Raw genomic sequence first — 17,609 nt, forward strand, 5'->3', positions numbered from 1 at the left:
CGTGGTTTGAATTTGATTTTTGAAGAGTATAAAAATAAAAATAGGCAAAGACCTAGTCCTGCCCATTTCTTATCTACTTGATAATACCGTCAATGCTAAGGCAATGGCTAGCCAGAAAAAGACTAAAATACCTGTCAAACGTTGCATCACAGCTTCAAAACCACGCGCTTTACTACGTTCAAACAAATCACCTGAGCTGGCATCAAATACATTGCTGGATTGGTTCTTAGTTGGTTGCATGAAAATCGCAATCACAATCACAACAGATAATACTAATAAAATGGTTAATAATAGGTTATACATATCAAACTCCTTAAAATCCCTATTATTTTACCATAAATTCTACTTAGATTCAAGATGTAAAGTTACTTTTCTTTCCTTTGGACAATATTTTAACACCTCAATCTTGTCTGGATGGGTTTTGGAGTTCTTACTGGTTAGATAATTCATGCTGCCACAAGAGGAGCACTTGAGATTGATTTTTACTCGCACTAGATTTCCTTTACTTTTAATAATGATCTAAATTGCACTAAGTTACATAAACAACTGAAAGCCACACAGGCTGCTGTCGCATAAAAGACAGCATGGTAGCCCAAATATCCTGCAACTGCGGATCCCGCCATAGGTCCAATCACTCCACCGAGATAAAAAAAGACTTGGTTGAAGGCGAAAATCCTTGAAATACCTGATTTTGGAGTCATTTTGCTAAGAAGGGCATTGACACCTGGTATGAGAGCTCCCGTTCCCAGACCAAAGAGAAAACGATACAAGCCAAGTTGAAGGGGGCTGGTTGCATGGGCACAAAGAAGGTAAATGATGACGGAATAAATCTGAGCCGCGACCAACAATCTATGATTCCCTACCTTATCGCCAAGTTTTCCTAGAATTCCAGCACTCATCATGCTAGAAAATCCCATGCTGGATACGATTAGTCCTGATACAAAGAGGAGATTCTCAGTCTGTCCTAAGTCCCGCACATAGAGAGCTAGAATGGGGCCAATTGATTGAGCTGAAAATTGAATGACAAAGCTCGTCAAAAATAGATTCACTAAAAGCCTAGGATACTTGAAAGAAGAAAATACTTCTTTCGTTGGGATAGTCTTCTCCTTAGCTACTGGCTGAAAATCTTCCTTGATAAAGAAAATGGTTAGGATTGCAGCTAAAAATAAGAAAGCGCCTACCAATAAAAAAACATTACGAATGCCAAAAATTTCAGCAATAAAGCCTCCAACAAAGGGGCCCGTCAGTGTTCCCGCAACTACACCTGTAGATAGAGTCCCCAGAGCCGCTCCCGACTTATCTTTAGGTACCTGACTAGCAATCAAGGCTGTTGCATTGGGAACGAATCCAGTAAATACACCATTGAGCAAGCGCAGAAAGAGTAGCCAATAGATATTTGGCACGAAGGCCAAACCTCCCATAGTGATGGTCATGGCAAGCCCAGCTCGAATCATCATGGGCTTTCGACCGTACTTGTCAGCAAGAATACCCCAGATAGGAGAAACTAGAGCTGCTGAAACAGCCGAAACTGAGATGGCTAATCCAGCATAAAAAGCAACTTGGTCTCCTTCAATTCCCAACTGCTCCACAAAGATAGGCATGAAAGGAACGATCAAGGAAATGCTGGCGCCCGTTAGAAAACTACCGAACCAGGCGACACGAAGATTCTCTTTCCAACTAATCTCTTGCACAGCTATCGCCTCCTTCAAGTAACTTCACTACTTGAGCCACAAGCTGATCACGACTGCCATTGTTATCTAATATATGACTTGCCAATTTTCTCTTTTCTGCTAAAGACCACTGGGCGGAAAGACGGGACTCTGCTACTTCCTTAGAAAGATGATCCCGTTTCATGAAACGTTCTACCTGAACATCTCGGTCCACATAGACCAGCCATGTTTCATCAAACCAGTTGGCATATCCCTGTTCAAAAAGTAGGGGAATATCCATGAAAAAGATAGCTTCTGTCTGAGCTAACTGATCTCGCAATGCTGCCAGTTCTTCACGAATGATCTCTCCTTGTGTTTTCTTAGACCATTCTCGCTCCTCAGGATTTGAAAAGATGAGACTAGCCAAGAGAGGGCGATTAAGTTCTCCATTTTCAAGGATAATTTCCTGTCCAAAGTGCTGAACTAAGAGCTGATAAAGACGACCACCAGGTTTTTGTAGTTGGTGGACGACTGCGTCAGCATCGACCACTCGAAAGCCTTGCTCTCTTAGGAAATTTGTCACAGTTGACTTACCCGAGGCAATTCCTCCTGTGATTCCGATGATTTTTCCCATCAGTCCCTCCTTTGACACTGAGGACAAAAATGAGTTCCTCGTCCACCGAGCTGGAATTTCTCAATGAAGGTGCCACAGCGGGAACATGCTTGTCCAGTCTTATCATAGACCTGATGGAAGTCCTGCATGGTTCCGTCTTCCCCAAAGGCATTGGTATAGGTGCGAATGGTAGAGCCACCCTTTTCAACTGCCTGTCCTAAAACAGCAATGGTCTGGTCATGAATAGCTAACGCTTCTGCTGCTGTCAAAGTCTGGGAAGGTCTAGCTGGATGGACCTGCGCTCGCCAGAGGACCTCATCCACATAGATATTTCCAAGACCAGCGACCAAGGTTTGGTCTAGGAGGTGGGATTTGATAGGCTTTTTAGACTTGGCTAGAGCAGCTTGGAAGGACTGCAAATCAAAGTCCTGCTCTATTGGCTCAGGTCCTAATTTTTTAGAAACAAAGTAGGCGTCCAATAGGTCGGGGGCAAGCAGTTCCATGGTACCAAACTTGCGCACGTCCTCATATACAAGAGTGCTTCCATCCTCAAAATGAATCAAAACATGGGCATGCTTGCGTTCAGGAACCTGATCCGGATAGTAAAAATACTTGCCCTCCATCCGCAAATGGGAAATCAAGACCTTGTCTTTCAGGTAAAAAAGCAAATATTTCCCACGGCGTCCTATTGACTCAATTACTCGACCAGGCACTTCCTTTCGAAACTCGTCCAAATCTGTCTTGATCATCTTAGGATAAGTAATCTCTATATTAGAAATCTTCTTTCCCAAAATCAATTTTTCTAAGCCACGACGAACCGTTTCAACCTCTGGTAATTCAGGCATAAATCCTCCTTCTGTAAAAACAAGAAGCAGGCATGAGCCCACCTCTACTTAGTATTCTTTTTCATTATAGCCAAAGTCAGCCAAATCTAGTTTTTTATCACGCCAGTTTTTCTTGACCTTGACCCAAGTTTCTAGAAAGACCTTGTCTCCTAGCATGAGTTCAATATCACGACGGGCCATGGTCCCAATTTTCTTGAGCATAGCACCACCTTTTCCGATGATAATGCCTTTTTGGCTATCACGCTCCACCATGATGGTTGCACGGATGTGAACCTTGTCTGTCTCTTCATCACGCTTCATGGAGTCAACTACCACTGCAACTGAGTGAGGAATCTCTTCTCGAGTTAGGTGCAAGACTTTCTCACGAATCATTTCTGAAACCAAGAAACGCTCAGGATGGTCTGTGATTTGATCAGCTGGGAAATACTGGAAACCTTCCTCTAGATTTTCACTGAGGATGTCAATTAGACGAGAAACGTTATTTCCCTGAAGGGCTGAGATAGGAACAATCTCCTTAAAGTCCATTTGATTACGGAAGTCATCAATTTGAGCCAAAAGCTGATCTGGATGAACCTTGTCAATCTTATTCACCACCAGAATCACAGGAACCTTGGCAGCTTTCAGACGCTCGATAATCATATCGTCGCCCTTACCACGTGGCTCATCAGCTGGCACCATGAATAGAACAGTATCCACTTCACGCAGAGTACTGTAGGCAGATTCCACCATGAAATCTCCAAGAGCTGTCTTAGGCTTGTGAATCCCTGGCGTGTCGATAAAGACAATCTGCTCCTTATCCGTGGTGTAAATCCCCATGATTTTATTGCGCGTTGTTTGCGCCTTGTCACTCATGATAGCAATCTTTTGCCCCATAACGTGATTTAAAAAGGTTGACTTCCCAACATTGGGACGTCCTAAAATGGCTACAAAGCCTGATTTAAATGTCATAATTTCCTCTTATTGTTTAAAATAGTAAATCCCAAATGCGTGGGAGAAAGATAAGTGCACCAATCACTGCGGCAAGAAGGGAAACCACAAGCACGGCACCAGCTGCCATGTCCTTGGCTTTCTTTGCCAACATAGAAAAGTGATAGTGACTGGCTAGATCCACCACATTTTCGATAGCAGAGTTAATAATCTCAAAGGCTACTACCAAGAAAATGCTCATTAGGAGAAAGAGCCATTCGATTCGTGACACCTGAAAAACAAAACCTGCAAGAATGACCACTAGAGCCGTCACTGCATGTTTTCGCATATTGCGTTCTTCCTTAATGGCAGTCAGAATTCCTGTAAGGGCAAATTCTAAACTGGATACAAGGTCACGATTTTTCCATTTTCGTTTATTGTCTTGTGAGTCCATAGGCTGTCAAAATTTCTTCTTGTAAACCGAACATCTCCGCTTCTTCTTCCGGAGTGTAGTGATCGTAGCCGTTAATGTGTAAAAAGCCGTGTACTGCCAAGAAGCCCATCTCACGCTCAAAGCTGTGACCGTATTCCTCAGCCTGCTCATGCGCTTTATCGATAGAGATGAACAGTTCCCCAATATAGGCATCAAACTCAGACATCATCTCTGCCAATTCAGGATTTTCAAGCAAATCTTCTTCATCAAAGGCAATGTCCAACTCTGGTTTATACTCAAGGCTGATGACATCTGTCGGACGATCTGTATCACGGTACTCCAGATTGAGTTCGTGGCTACGCTCGTTGGTCACAAAAGTGACTGCCATCTCCTTGTCTTCTTTTCCTATTTTTTGGGCTGCAAATTCCAAAATTTCTTGGGTTTGTTGCAAGATTTCTTGTGAAACTTGACCAGTTTCATCTACCATTTCAATATACATGTACTTCTCGATTCTCTTTACTTGGCTTTATTATACCACATTTCCATGATTTTATTCTACCTTTTTGATATAATACTATGGAATACAATCACAAGGAGAGAACGATGTCATTTGACGGATTTTTTTTACACCACATGATTGAGGAATTGCGAAGAGAGTTAGTCAATGGTCGCATCCAGAAAATCAATCAACCTTTTGAACAAGAATTGGTCTTGCAAATCCGCAGCAATCGCCAAAGCCATCGCCTGCTCCTCTCTGCTCATCCCGTTTTTGGTCGCATCCAGCTGACCCAAACAACCTTTGAAAATCCAGCCCAACCTTCCACTTTTATCATGGTTTTGAGAAAGTATTTGCAGGGTGCCCTGATTGAGTCGATCGAGCAAGTGGAAAATGACCGTATTGTGGAAATCACGGTTTCCAATAAAAACGAAATTGGAGATCATATCCAAGCTACCTTGATTATCGAGATCATGGGCAAACACAGCAATATTCTCCTTGTCGATAAAAGTAGCCATAAAATCCTCGAAGTCATCAAACACGTCGGCTTTTCACAAAATAGCTACCGTACCTTACTTCCAGGTTCGACCTATATCGCTCCGCCAAGTACCGAGTCTCTCAATCCATTTACCGTCAAGGATGAAAAGCTCTTTGAAATCCTGCAAACACAGGAACTAACAGCAAAAAATCTTCAAAGTCTCTTTCAAGGTCTAGGACGTGATACGGCAAATGAATTGGAAAACATTCTTGTCAGTGATAAACTGTCTACTTTCCGAAACTTCTTCGGGCAAGAAACCAAGCCTTTCCTAACGGAGACTTCTTTCAGCCCAGTTCCTTTTGCAAATCAGGTGGGAGAGCCTTTTGCCAGTCTCTCTGATCTTCTGGATACCTATTACAAAGATAAGGCAGAGCGCGATCGCGTCAAACAGCAAGCCAGTGAGCTCATTCGCCGTGTTGAAAATGAACTTCAAAAAAATCGTCATAAGATAAAAAAACAAGAAAAAGAGTTACTAGCGACAGACAATGCTGAGGAATTTCGCCAAAAAGGGGAATTGCTGACAACCTTCCTCCACCAAGTGCCTAATGACCAAGATCAGGTTACCTTGGACAACTACTACACCAACCAACCTATCACCATTGCGCTTGATAAGGCCTTGACTCCCAGCCAGAATGCTCAACGCTACTTTAAACGCTATCAGAAGCTCAAAGAAGCTGTCAAATACCTGACTGAGTTGATCGAAGAAACCAAGGCCACCATTCTTTATCTAGAAAGTGTCGAAACCGTACTCAACCAAGCTGGACTGGAAGAAATCGCTGAAATCCGTGAAGAATTGATCCAAACAGGCTTCATTAGAAGACGCCAACGCGAGAAAATTCAGAAACGCAAAAAACCAGAACAGTATCTGGCGAGCGATGGCAAGACCATCATCTATGTCGGTCGAAACAATCTTCAAAATGAAGAGTTGACCTTTAAAATGGCCCGCAAGGAGGAACTTTGGTTCCATGCCAAGGACATCCCTGGAAGCCACGTCGTCATCTCAGGAAATCTTGATCCATCTGATGAAGTCAAGACAGATGCAGCTGAACTAGCTGCCTACTTCTCCAAAGGGCGTTTGTCAAATCTAGTTCAAGTGGATATGATTGAAGTCAAGAAACTCAACAAACCAACTGGTGGAAAACCTGGCTTTGTAACCTACACAGGACAAAAGACCCTCCGCGTTACACCAGATCCAGAAAAAATCGCATCTATGAAAAAATCCTGATTTCAAGTGAAATCAGGATTTTCGTTTACATTTTACTCTGCAATCAAGGTTTCCAAACCAACCTTCATCATATCGGTGAAGGTATTTTGGCGTTCTTCTGCAGTGGTGTCTTCATCTGGATTGACCAAGCTATCAGAAATGGTCATGATAGCAAGTGCATCGACGTGGTGTTGGGCAGCCAAGTAGTAGAGGGCTGCTGCTTCCATTTCCACAGCTTTAACTCCCCATTTACCAAGTTCGATGTTCTTTTCAAAGTAGTTTGAGTAAAAGACATCAGATGACAAGACGTTCCCAACGTGGGTTGTCATACCGAGTTCTTTAGCGATATGGTAGGCCTTGTCAAGCAAATCAAAGCTAGCGATTTGTGGGAAATCATACTGTGGCCAGTCATTGCGGATGATGTTTGAGTTGGTTGCAGCTGCTTGCGCCAAAACCAATTCACGGACATGAACATCTTCATTTAATGAACCCGCAGTTCCCACACGAATCAATTTCTTCACTCCGTAGTCTACAATCAACTCACGGGCATAGATAGAAATGGACGGCATTCCCATCCCAGTTCCCATGACCGATACACGGTGACCCTTGTACGTACCAGTGTAGCCAAACATGTTCCGCACTTCGTTAAAACAAACAGCATCTTCAAGGAAATTCTCCGCAATAAACTTAGCACGAAGAGGATCCCCAGGAAGAAGAATTTTATCAGCAATTTCACCCTGCTGAGCAGCAATATGGATAGACATAATATAAGATACCAAACCCGTCAAAAAGCGAAGGGAAAATAGGAGTTTGGTGCAGTGAGCGATGCTCGCTAGACCAACTATCTTTTTCCCACTGCTTTTAGGGTGGGTTCAATTCCTTTCTTTCTTAATTTTTATGATATAGAAGAGAACAGTCCGAGTTCAATTCAAAACCGAACTCCCCTTCCTTTCTGAATTTCTAGAAAAGTTTCCGCTCGTGTTCAAATTTGAACACACGCTCTACCTTTCTTTATTGTATATTTAGGATAGCGACAGAGAACAAAGTAAAAATAGGAAACTGACGAAGCATCGCAGATGCTAGACAGTTTATCTTTTTCACGCAGTTCTCTGCCCGTATTCAGTTCAGCAAATACGGTTTACCCATCCTTTCTTTCTTGATTTTAAATTTAAATATTTCACAGAACAATTAGCCCGAGTTTGACTATAACTCAGATACTCTGCCTTTCTGTAGTTCCTAGTTTACCAATGAATCTAAAAATGCATACAGTTTTGCATTCATTTCAGAATAATCGTTTCCACGTAATTCTTCTGGTGTTTGAACAAAAGGCAACTTTTCACTTTGCTCTCTTAATTTCTCCTCACCATCCGCAGCAATCAATAATTCTACTGCGTCTGGATCAAATTCCAAATGAGCCTGAAAGGCATAATGTTTTGGACTGAAGCGAATAATTTGGCGTGGACAACCTTGACTGGTCGCCAAGACGACAGCTTCATCTGTCAGCCCTGGCATATCACCGTGCCAGTGGCCGGTTTCTATGGTTTCTCCGAACAAGCTGAAATGAGGATCTGTTAGACCTTGCATCGTCAATGTCACAGGATAAACGCCGATCTCGCGCTCTGGACTATGTTCATACTTCGCACCATAGGCAACAGATAGGAGTTGCGCACCAAGACAGACACCAACAATATAGATATCTGCAGCAATCGCTTCTTTCATAAAAGCAAGCTCAGCCTTTGGATCATAGTATGGGAAGTTTTCTCTATCCTCATCAGGTGATTGAGGACCACCCATGACAATCAGAAAATCAATCCCGTCAATTGTTTCAGGAAGAGGTTCTTTTTCATAAACCTTTGTTGATGTAATTTGATGACCTCGTTCTATAGCCCATTTTAGATATGCGCCTGGAACCTCAAATGTCTCATGTAAAATAAAGTGAACTCTCATGACATTACAATTCAGCAAGAATCGCTTTAAGCAAGCCTTTGAAGTCACCTTTAACACGTTCAGTCACTTCTACAACTTCTTCGTGGTTGAGTTCTTCTTGGAAACCAGCAGCATGGTTAGTAATACATGAAATACCGAGAACTTTCAAGCCTGAGTGGGCTGCCACAATAACTTCAGGAACAGTAGACATACCGACTGCATCTGCTCCAAGTGTCTTATAGGCACGAATCTCTGCTGGTGTTTCATAAGTCGGACCAGTCACACCAATATAGACACCTTCATCAAGCTTGATACCAAGTTTTTTAGCCACTTCATGGGCAGTAGCGCGGTATTCTGGTGTGTAGGCCTTAGACATATCAGGGAAACGTGGACCAAAGTCATCCAAATTTTCACCCATCAATGGATTTTGACCCGTCATGTTGATATGGTCTGAGATAGCCATCAAGGTACCAGGACCATACCCAATACCACCAGCTGCATTGGTTACAATGACACCTTCGCATCCGAGAACTTTCATCACACGTACTGGGAAAGTCACGACTTCAAGAGAATTTCCTTCGTAGAAATGGAAACGACCTTGAAGTGCCAAGACCTTGCGACCTGCAAGATTTCCATATACCAATTTACCAGCGTGACCGACTACTGTCGAACGACCCCAGTTTGGAATGTCTGCATAGTCTACTACAACTGGATTTTCAATTTCTTCTGCCAATTCTCCAAGTCCTGATCCAAGGATTAAACCAAACTCAGGCGCTTGGATTCCTTTATCTTTCAGAAAAGCAGCTGTTTCTTTGATCTTATTTAAAAATGTCATTGTGTCTCCTTTATTATTTTTTTATCATTTGACCAATTTTGTCAAAAGTTTTAGCATTACGAATGGTGATTTGGCGGTAGAAAGGCATCTTGAGTAAGTACTTGTGATAGGCCGTTTCGTAGTATGATTCTTCGGAATATTTTCCCCAGAAAATACCAAGTTTTCCAAAATGAACGACTTCATCTTCCAGTTCCAAACTGTCCACTTTCTCGATGACTTGATCCACATCCAAGCCCTCCGTATAAAAGAGGACATCTTTTCGAGCCAAGTCTTTGGCCCACCAATCTGGCAGATTTTCCAGCTCTGCTTCATAATCTTCCTGACTCAGCAAAGAAAAGCTCTGAATAAATGGATAATGGACTTCAAAGAAAGCCTCTAACTTTTCAATCAATTGGGCTTTGGGAGCCGTCGAAGTAAAGAAAATGTTGCCACTATTGATGTAGGTTTCAACCTTTTCCAATCCCAACTCTGTCAGTTCTTGACGAAGTTGAGCCATGACAACCTTATTTTTCCCTCCGACATTAATGCCCCGAACAAGTAAAGCACATCGCGTCATCTTATACCAACTTATCTAAGAAACTTTCCCCAATCATGGCAGTTTCAACACCAAAGTTATCCGCAACTGTTGCTGAGATATCTGCAAAATGTCCAACTGGAATGACACCATTTCCCTTAAAGCTAGGACTGTAAGCCAAAAGTGGAATGTATTCACGAGTGTGGTCTGTTCCTGCATAGGTCGGGTCATTTCCATGATCCGCAGTAATCAAGAGAAGGTCATTCTCTCTCATGGCAGCGATAATTTCAGGCAAGCGTTCATCAAACTCATGCAAGCAATCACGGTAGCCATGAGCATTGCGGCGGTGTCCATAAAGGGCATCAAAGTCAACCAAATTTGTGAAGGAGAATCCTTTTTCAAACTCAGCAAGGCCCATAGTCTTCAAGAGTGTATCAATTCCATGACTATTTGACTTGTTGTGGCCCATGTCATGATTGATACCAGCGCCATTAAAGATATCGTTGATTTTACCAACAGCGTAAGTATCGATACCTGCTTCGTTCAATTTATCTAAAACAGTCGGTGCAAATGGAGATACAGCCAAGTCACGACGATTTGCAGTTCGTGTGAAGTTTCCAGGCTCACCAACATAAGGACGGGCAATGATACGACCAAGAAGAGCTGGGCGCTCAAGGGTGATCGAACGAGCGTATTCACAGATACGATAAAGTTCATCTAAAGGAATGATATCTTCGTGGGCAGCAATTTGCAAAACAGGGTCAGCTGAAGTATAGATAATCAACTCTCCAGTTTCCATTTGACGTGGTCCGAAATCATCGATAACAGCCGTACCTGAGTATGGTTTGTTGGCTTCACGAATGACCTTGCGCCCTGAAAATTCTTCGATTTTTGTCAGGATTTCTTCTGGGAATCCGTTCCAGAAAGTATCGAAAGGCTCGGTAATATTGAGTCCCATGATTTCCCAGTGTCCAGTCATGGTGTCCTTACCTAGAGATACTTCTTCCAATTTTGTTGCATAACCTGTTGGATTACTTTCAGCTGGTACAGTCTTAAGAGGCGCTTCGCGAGGAATATTTCCTAGACCGATTTTAGCCATGTTTGGCACATTCAAACCAACTGTTTTTGAAATGTGTCCCAGTGTGTCAGAAGCTCCGTCTGGAACCCCTGCATTGACAAAGTTATTGGCATCTGGCGCAGCACCGATTCCCACAGAATCCAGTACCACCAAGTGAATACGATTAAATTTTGACATAGTGTATCTCCTTATTATGTTGATTAGTTTGCTTTTGTTGAAGTTAAAATCTGAACACCATCTCGTCCCGCTACGATGACCTTATCCACCATTTGGTTGAACAAGCCATGCTCAACGACACCAACGACATGGTCCAATTCTTGCCCAAAGGCAATCGGATCTTCAATGACATCCAAGGCTAGGTCAATGATAAAGTTACGCATATCGGTCACAAAACGTTGACCGTCTTTTTCACGGAAACTTGGTTTGTAGCCAGCTCGCTTAAACCGACGAAAGACCTGTTCTGCACCATACTGAACCACTTCCACAGGCAATTTAAAAGCACCTAGTTTCTCTACCAGTTTGCTTTCATCGACCACCCAAATGTATTCTTTTGAGGGCGTTGCGACAACCTTCTCCATCAGAAGGGCACCACCACCACCTTTGATCCCGTTGAACTGACTATCTACTTCATCCGCCCCGTCAACTGTCACATCGACAAAATCCACTTGATCAATCGACTTGAGTGGGATGTTTAGTCCTTCAGCCTGTTTACTGGTCACACTGGAAGTTGTCACAGCAGTAATCTGCAAACCTTCTTCCTTGATCCGACGACCTACTTCTTCTACGAAATAGTAGGCAGTTGATCCAGTACCGAGTCCAACAACCATACCATCCTTGACAAACTCAGCAGCCTTGATACCTGCCATCTTTTTCAGATTCTCCACTTAAATACCTCCATTAAAGAGCTATTTTTATTATAACATGTATCCGTTTTTATTTCATGGATACACTGGAAAAACCCGAACATTTTTATTTCGGGTTTTGGTGTCCTATTTAACCATATCAGGATCGTAATCATAGAATCCTGTGTCGAGGAAACGGTTTTTAGGGTGTAACTTGCGCACTTCCTCATCTAACAAGAAAGCTTGGTCATGGCTGAAATTCCCCTCTTGAATCAAGCTACGTGCTTGGATAAAGAGTTTAGCAATTTCTACAAAATTCTGACCAGGTGTGTAGAGCCCCTCTAGCTTCCAGTGAGTGAAACCATGTTCTACTAATTCTGTCAATTTGGTCATCAAATCAAGGTCGTTATTTGCAAAGATGTGGGTGCCATGATTGTCTTCAAAGATAGAGTAATGGCTTTCTGGGTCACTTGGTTCTGCCAAGAAGAGGTCACGCTTACGCGTCTTTTCATCATCGATATGTGTAAAGTTATAGTAGTTTTGTAAGAGCGGACGCTTAGAATGGTGAATGACACTAGCCCCATAAACCAAGACTTCAGCAGGAATTTCCAAAATCTCTGGCATCTTGAAGAGCTCAGCAGATGGAATTTCACGCGCCAAAACCGCCTCAGATGCACCAGCCTTTTGGCCCCAGAAGTTAATCTGACGGCTGCTTGTCACCATGGTTGAAGCATCGTAGATGGTCTTAAAGGAATAACCATCACGGTTGACTACATAAAAGACACCTGCATCCCCAACAGTAATATAGTCTGTCTTGATTTCTTCCAAGAAGTCTAGAAAAGGCTTGATTCGGTCCATCATATCTTGGTGCATGAGGGCATTAACCGCGACAATCAATTCCTTGCCTGCTTCATGAACCAACTTAGCGATGGTGCGTAAGTCTTCATAACTAAAGGTTGTTGGCAGACGAAGGCCAAAATCTTTCTCACCGACGTAGATACGGTCTACGTCAGCTTCGAGTAACTGTTCAACTTGTTCAATACTTTCAGCAGTTGCTGTAATGATAATCTTTTCCATAAGAAAAATTATACCACATTTCTCAAAAATCAGCTATGGGTATTGAGAGTTTCACAAAAGGTTAAACTCATTTCTATTTTTCCCAATCAAAAAGTGAACAGTAACTTGTACCATTCACTCTATTTTATGCATGTGTTTCTTCAACTAGGTGACCATCATTCATGACATAAATACGGTCAACCTTATCAAGAAGGCGTGTATCGTGTGTAATCATGACAACTCCTCTACCTTGTTCGTGAGCAATGGCAGCCAACATTTCCGTTACTTGGTAGGCACGTTGGGTATCCAGACTGGCTGTCGGCTCATCTGCAAGCACAATACTTGGATTGTTATAAAGCGCTCTAGCAATCGCGGCACGCTGACGTTCGCCACCCGATAAGGCCTTAGGATAATGATCTTTTACTTTTTCCAAATCCAACAACTCAAAGAGTTCTTTTCGGTCACTTTTACTATTTTCCCCCTTATCCAGTCTGTCTATCAAATCCAGCTGTTCCTTGACTGTTAGGAAAGGAATTAGGTTTGAAGCCTGAAGAATGAAACCAAACTCTCTAAAACGGAGGTCTGTTTTCTCCTTCTCCGTCAAACTGCCTGTTTCCTTCCCCTTTACTAGAATCTTTCCACTCGATGCTTCCTGAAGTTGTCCTAGAGTTGTTAGAAAGGTCGTCTTGCCAGAGCCAGAAGGCCCAACGATAGCCACGAACTCTCCCGCATTTAGCTGAAAATTCGTCTCATGCAGGGCTACGACTTTCATCTTTCCTTCTCCGTAAGTTTTTGTCACTTGAGTCATTTCAATCAATGCTGTCATACTATTCTCCTTATCACTCTGCAATCGCAGTAATCGGGTCCACCTTTAACAAGCGTGGAAGTGAAATGACACCACCTAGAAGGGCCATCAAGGAAATTACCAAACTTAGGACAGAGTAAGCTATCCAACTCGGATAGAAAAAGAAGGTAGCTGGTAAGACTAAAATCATTCCTCCGATTGCCAGCAAGGCTAAAGCAATCCCCATACCAGCTAGGAGGAAGATTTGACAGAACAGAGACCATACAATGGTTTTGATCTGTATTCCTTGAGCTCGCATTATTCCATAAAGTCCTAGTTTTTGGATGGTAATGATATAGACAAAAATCCCCACAATCAAGCCTGTGATGACAATCATAGCAAGAATCATTCCTGAAAATACATTCACCTGAGGTGTGTAACCAGGAATTTTTGATATCATTTTTGGAATGGAAATCTGTTTCAGACCATCCCCAGCCACTTCTATATCATTTTTCAATACCAAGGCAGAGATGGAACGATTGGCTTTCAAGGTTCCTTGTAAGGTCCAATAAGTTGTCAGACTCGTAAAGACAACAGGCTCGGTGAAAAATTTATTTCCTTGAGTCAGGCCTACAATCTTGTAACTTGAATCGCTTCCATTGAGCTGAATGGCATCGCCTAGCTTCATCCCATAGTTCTCAAAAGACTGATCCACGACAACCTCATCATCTCCTTCAGGATAACGACCCTCCGTCAAACTAGGTGAGATAAAAGAGTCCCAGTCTTGAGCAAAGATGGAAACATTGACCTTTTCACTACCATCGACTAGATTGGTTACAGCAAACATATAGCCCAATGGAGCAGCCTCTTCAGAACTCTTATCCTTGTAGTCCTTTTCAGGAATAAAAGATGCCGTCAAATTATCATTTGCGTAGTCAGATAAAACCACCCCCGTCGCTTGCCAATTATCAATAGCTGCTCGGTTGTTTCGCACAAGACCAAGAGCTAGACTGGTCATAAAAAAGACCATAAAAGCGATAAGAAAAATGGTAGTTAGAATCAAACTATATCGAAGTTTGTTTCGTAATATCTCTTTGATAGCAAGATACATGCTTATCTCCTTTTACTTTTCCCAGAGGTAGCAAAAAGCCACCCAGTCCAATAGACAGAATCTCTGTCTTATCATCCATTCAAAACAACTCCTATCAATACTCTTCAAAAGTATCCAGGTAGCAACTCAACAAATCATCTTAGGAAAAGCCTCAGCTTACTATCAATTTATATAAGTTATCCTTTCCTTTCTCAGTATATTTATAAAAGAGAAGGTCAGGTCATCTGTTTTAAGTGTAACATCCATGCTATCATTTTCCCTAGTGGGTGTCAAGAAGAGAGACTTAGAAGTTGATAAGAGACTTTAGTAGTTTTGTAACAATTCTGTAATAATTCTCTGCATAAAAAATGATAAAATAGTTATGTACTGTTAAGGAGAGAATCATGTCCGCAAGAAAACTAGAAGCTTATGAGTTTGAACAAGCTCCCGAATCGAAACAAACTCCGCTTTACCAAGATTACACACCTGAAGCCCCAGTCGGCCCTAACCTAAAAGAGATTTTATTTTTTGTAAATATCGCTTGTTTCTGTATTTTTATGGCACTGTTTAGTTTTATCTTTTTAGCTATAAAATTAAATACAGCTTTGTCCTTTATCGCTGCAATGGGGCTTAGTTTCGCCCTTTTACAACTTCAACGAAAGATAATGAAACGAAAATTTTTAAAATAAAGGTTGGTACTACTACCAACCTCTTTTCCAGTTATCAAAAAAGACAGTTATATAACTGTCTTTTTTATTTATTCTTACGTTTTGAAGGAGATTGAATAGCGATCTTAACTTCAAAAATTGTTCCTCTAGGTTTGTTATCTTTTACGCTAATCGTTCCTCGCAAGGCATCTACGATTTGCTTGGCCAAGGATAGTCCAAGACCAAAGCCACCTTTCTGACGGGTTCTTGCCTTGTCTACACGGTAAAATCGGTCAAAGATTTTCTTCTTGTCAGTAGCTGCGATTCCAATCCCATTATCTGTCACTGTAAGATAGAGGTGGCGATCTGTAGCATGAACTACAAACTCAATTTTCCCATCTTCTTCAGTATACTTGATGGCATTGTCAAATAAGATGGTCATGAGCTGTTTTAGAAGCAACTGATCGGTCATGAAGGGACGATAAATCCGATTTTCGTAGTTAAAAACTCGATCATTTTCAGAAGCAATCAACTCATAGTTAGAAAAGGCTGTTTTAAAGAATTGCGGAGAAACTTCTGCTATTTCTGGTTTGATTCCATCATCGCGACGTGCAAGGTTGAGGAGATTGGTCGTGAGGAAGCGCATGTTTCGAACTTCTTCAAGACTGGAAGCGATACTTTCGCTGGATTCCATAATCGTTGCCTCTGGTTTTCGAAAGAGATTCTCTAAACGATTTTGTAAAACGGCCAAAGGCGTTCTCAGTTCGTGACTGGCATTTTCAACAAAGGATTTCTGCTTTTGCATACTTTCCAGCAAGGGTTTGACACTGACACGTGCCAGGTAAACACTGGCAATTAAAGACAGGAGCCAGAAACTAGCCATGACTACAACAATTAAATGCTCGTGGTTTTGGCTGATTTGCTCGAGCTGGCTGGTATTGATTAAAACCGCAGCATATTTGACGTTACTTGAGACGGAAGATGAGTTGGTTTCCATCAAAATCATCCGATAGGTTTCTTCCTGACCATAGCTATTGACAACTTGGATTTGGCGAATGTGATTCAACTCCTTTTTGTCCAGCTTGATCTTGTCCAAACCTAAAAAGCGATTGCCCAGTAAGAGCTGATTAAAATCCTTGTCAAAGAGCAAGACTTCCGTATTGGAGCTGACATTGGGCTTGATTTCAGCCTTGTTGGCATCCGCTGTTGCTGGTTGAATATCCTTAACCTCTTCAGTTGCCCGATTCAGGGCTAACTGGATAACCGCTTGGGGACTGCTACTAAGGGCTTGGAGTTTTTCATCTACAGAAGTGTAGAGACTCGAGTGCATGACCTGGAGGATAATCAAGGTCATAGCAGAGAAGATCAGGGTGAACACTCCAAAGTTTCGAATAAAATAGCTGAAATCATCTGCATACCATGTTTTTTTTAGTTTATTGAACATCTTTTAAAATATACCCGACACTACGCAAGGTTTGAAGATTTTCAGCAAAGGCTGTTCCCTTCAATTTCTTACGAACTTTTGAGACATAGACTTCTACAACAGAAATCGTCGTATCGCTATCAAACCCCCATAGACGATCAAAAATTTGCGTCTTGGGAAGAATGACATTTTGATTTTGAAGGAAATAAACCAATAACTCAAACTCTTTTCCGAGTAGTTCCACAGGAGTATCTTCCACTTTCACTTCATTCGTTGAAAGGTTAACGACAATATCTCCATAGGTCAAGGTGTTTTCGTTAAACTTACCTGAACGTTTGAGAAGAGCTTGGATCCGCATTTTGAGTTCTTCTAGATAGAAAGGTTTGGTAAGGTAGTCATCCGCTCCCAACTCAAAACCATGTCCCTTGTCATCCAAACTTTCCTTAGCAGTCATGATAAGGACTGGTGTCGTAATTCCTTTTTCGCGCAACTCTTTTAAGACTTGGAAACCATTTTTTTCTGGCAACATCAGGTCAAGCAAAATCAAGTCATAGACGCCACTCTCAGCTTCGTAGAGACCTTCTTCTCCATCAAAAACCTGCATGACATCTGCAAAATCATCCAAAAAGTCAAATACTGAATTTGACAGGCCTAGGTCATCTTCTACTAATAAGATTTTTATCATCAGAAACTCCTCCTTGTTATGATTATTATACCAAAATTGCCTTAA

At 42.0% G+C, this 17,609-nt stretch carries 20 protein-coding genes and 1 pseudogene; 2 read left to right on the forward strand and 19 right to left on the reverse strand.

Annotated features, from left to right (window positions below):
* Positions 1-69 precede the first annotated feature (69 nt).
* The 8 genes from secG to ybeY are packed head-to-tail and all read right to left on the reverse strand — an operon-like array spanning position 70 to position 4,945.
* Complete coding sequence (gene secG / locus HMPREF2766_RS06760) at positions 70-303, reverse strand: preprotein translocase subunit SecG (protein ID WP_000282517.1); 234 nt, start codon at positions 301-303, stop codon at positions 70-72.
* Positions 304-342: 39 nt separating this feature from the next.
* The gene (rpmG, locus tag HMPREF2766_RS06765; protein WP_007519517.1) at positions 343-492 is read right to left on the reverse strand and encodes a 50S ribosomal protein L33; all 150 of its coding nucleotides are present in this window, start codon (positions 490-492) and stop codon (positions 343-345) included.
* Positions 492-1,691, reverse strand: coding sequence for a multidrug efflux MFS transporter PmrA (locus HMPREF2766_RS06770; RefSeq protein WP_049479715.1), 1,200 nt, complete (start codon positions 1,689-1,691; stop codon positions 492-494). Before HMPREF2766_RS06770 ends, rpmG begins: the two co-directional genes overlap by 1 nt.
* A complete protein-coding gene (gene coaE / locus HMPREF2766_RS06775; protein ID WP_070568778.1) occupies positions 1,678-2,283 on the reverse strand; it encodes a dephospho-CoA kinase in 606 nt (201 codons plus the stop codon). Before coaE ends, HMPREF2766_RS06770 begins: the two co-directional genes overlap by 14 nt.
* Positions 2,283-3,107: a DNA-formamidopyrimidine glycosylase gene (gene mutM / locus HMPREF2766_RS06780; RefSeq protein ID WP_070568780.1), complete on the reverse strand. Its 825-nt coding sequence runs from the start codon at positions 3,105-3,107 to the stop codon at positions 2,283-2,285. Before mutM ends, coaE begins: the two co-directional genes overlap by 1 nt.
* A gap of 48 nt (positions 3,108-3,155) precedes the next feature.
* Positions 3,156-4,055, reverse strand: a complete 900-nt coding sequence (era, locus tag HMPREF2766_RS06785; RefSeq protein ID WP_000143274.1) for a GTPase Era — start codon at positions 4,053-4,055, stop codon at positions 3,156-3,158.
* A gap of 16 nt (positions 4,056-4,071) precedes the next feature.
* Positions 4,072-4,467, reverse strand: coding sequence for a diacylglycerol kinase family protein (locus HMPREF2766_RS06790; protein WP_061409093.1), 396 nt, complete (start codon positions 4,465-4,467; stop codon positions 4,072-4,074).
* Positions 4,448-4,945, reverse strand: coding sequence for an rRNA maturation RNase YbeY (gene ybeY, locus HMPREF2766_RS06795; protein ID WP_000275169.1), 498 nt, complete (start codon positions 4,943-4,945; stop codon positions 4,448-4,450). The genes HMPREF2766_RS06790 and ybeY overlap by 20 nt, the downstream gene beginning before the upstream one ends.
* 104 nt (positions 4,946-5,049) lie before the next feature.
* On the opposite strand from ybeY, the gene pavA reads away from it, so the two are divergent.
* The gene (gene pavA, locus HMPREF2766_RS06800; protein WP_070568783.1) at positions 5,050-6,705 is read left to right on the forward strand and encodes an Rqc2 family fibronectin-binding protein PavA; all 1,656 of its coding nucleotides are present in this window, start codon (positions 5,050-5,052) and stop codon (positions 6,703-6,705) included.
* Positions 6,706-6,737: 32 nt separating this feature from the next.
* Here the strand turns inward: pavA and deoD are convergent, their stop codons facing one another.
* From deoD to HMPREF2766_RS06845, 9 genes and pseudogenes are all read right to left on the reverse strand, one after another.
* On the reverse strand, positions 6,738-7,448 hold the full coding sequence (gene deoD, locus HMPREF2766_RS06805) for a purine-nucleoside phosphorylase (RefSeq protein ID WP_000022091.1): 711 nt from the start codon (positions 7,446-7,448) through the stop codon (positions 6,738-6,740).
* Between the two features lie 472 nt (positions 7,449-7,920).
* Positions 7,921-8,631, reverse strand: coding sequence for a type 1 glutamine amidotransferase (locus tag HMPREF2766_RS06810; RefSeq protein ID WP_001263735.1), 711 nt, complete (start codon positions 8,629-8,631; stop codon positions 7,921-7,923).
* Between the two features lie 4 nt (positions 8,632-8,635).
* A complete protein-coding gene (locus tag HMPREF2766_RS06815; RefSeq protein ID WP_070568786.1) occupies positions 8,636-9,445 on the reverse strand; it encodes a purine-nucleoside phosphorylase in 810 nt (269 codons plus the stop codon).
* Positions 9,446-10,001: pseudogene (locus HMPREF2766_RS06820) on the reverse strand (DUF1697 domain-containing protein); the annotation flags it as partial. It lies immediately after the preceding gene.
* Position 10,002: 1 nt separating this feature from the next.
* Complete coding sequence (locus tag HMPREF2766_RS06825; protein WP_070568792.1) at positions 10,003-11,214, reverse strand: phosphopentomutase; 1,212 nt, start codon at positions 11,212-11,214, stop codon at positions 10,003-10,005.
* Positions 11,215-11,237: 23 nt separating this feature from the next.
* On the reverse strand, positions 11,238-11,921 hold the full coding sequence (gene rpiA, locus HMPREF2766_RS06830; RefSeq protein ID WP_070568795.1) for a ribose-5-phosphate isomerase RpiA: 684 nt from the start codon (positions 11,919-11,921) through the stop codon (positions 11,238-11,240).
* A 105-nt stretch (positions 11,922-12,026) separates the two neighbouring features.
* A complete protein-coding gene (locus tag HMPREF2766_RS06835; RefSeq protein WP_070568798.1) occupies positions 12,027-12,956 on the reverse strand; it encodes a peptidase U32 family protein in 930 nt (309 codons plus the stop codon).
* 124 nt (positions 12,957-13,080) lie between these two features.
* A complete protein-coding gene (locus HMPREF2766_RS06840) occupies positions 13,081-13,761 on the reverse strand; it encodes an ABC transporter ATP-binding protein (protein WP_070568801.1) in 681 nt (226 codons plus the stop codon).
* A gap of 13 nt (positions 13,762-13,774) precedes the next feature.
* Positions 13,775-14,830, reverse strand: coding sequence for an ABC transporter permease (locus tag HMPREF2766_RS06845; RefSeq protein WP_070568804.1), 1,056 nt, complete (start codon positions 14,828-14,830; stop codon positions 13,775-13,777).
* Between the two features lie 383 nt (positions 14,831-15,213).
* Between HMPREF2766_RS06845 and HMPREF2766_RS06850 the strand changes: the two genes are divergently transcribed.
* Entirely contained in the window at positions 15,214-15,498 is a 285-nt protein-coding gene (locus HMPREF2766_RS06850; protein WP_070568806.1) for a DUF3270 domain-containing protein, read from the forward strand.
* Positions 15,499-15,562: 64 nt separating this feature from the next.
* On the opposite strand, the gene HMPREF2766_RS06855 is transcribed toward HMPREF2766_RS06850, so the two are convergent.
* Together HMPREF2766_RS06855 and ciaR are read right to left on the reverse strand one after the other, a co-directional pair.
* Positions 15,563-16,900: a sensor histidine kinase gene (locus tag HMPREF2766_RS06855; protein ID WP_070568808.1), complete on the reverse strand. Its 1,338-nt coding sequence runs from the start codon at positions 16,898-16,900 to the stop codon at positions 15,563-15,565.
* Complete coding sequence (ciaR, locus tag HMPREF2766_RS06860) at positions 16,890-17,564, reverse strand: two-component system response regulator CiaR (protein WP_000590630.1); 675 nt, start codon at positions 17,562-17,564, stop codon at positions 16,890-16,892. Before ciaR ends, HMPREF2766_RS06855 begins: the two co-directional genes overlap by 11 nt.
* Positions 17,565-17,609 lie beyond the last annotated feature (45 nt).

The sequence above is a fragment of the Streptococcus sp. HMSC076C08 genome, assembly GCF_001810825.1.
In the GTDB taxonomy this organism is placed as follows: Bacteria; Bacillota; Bacilli; order Lactobacillales; family Streptococcaceae; genus Streptococcus.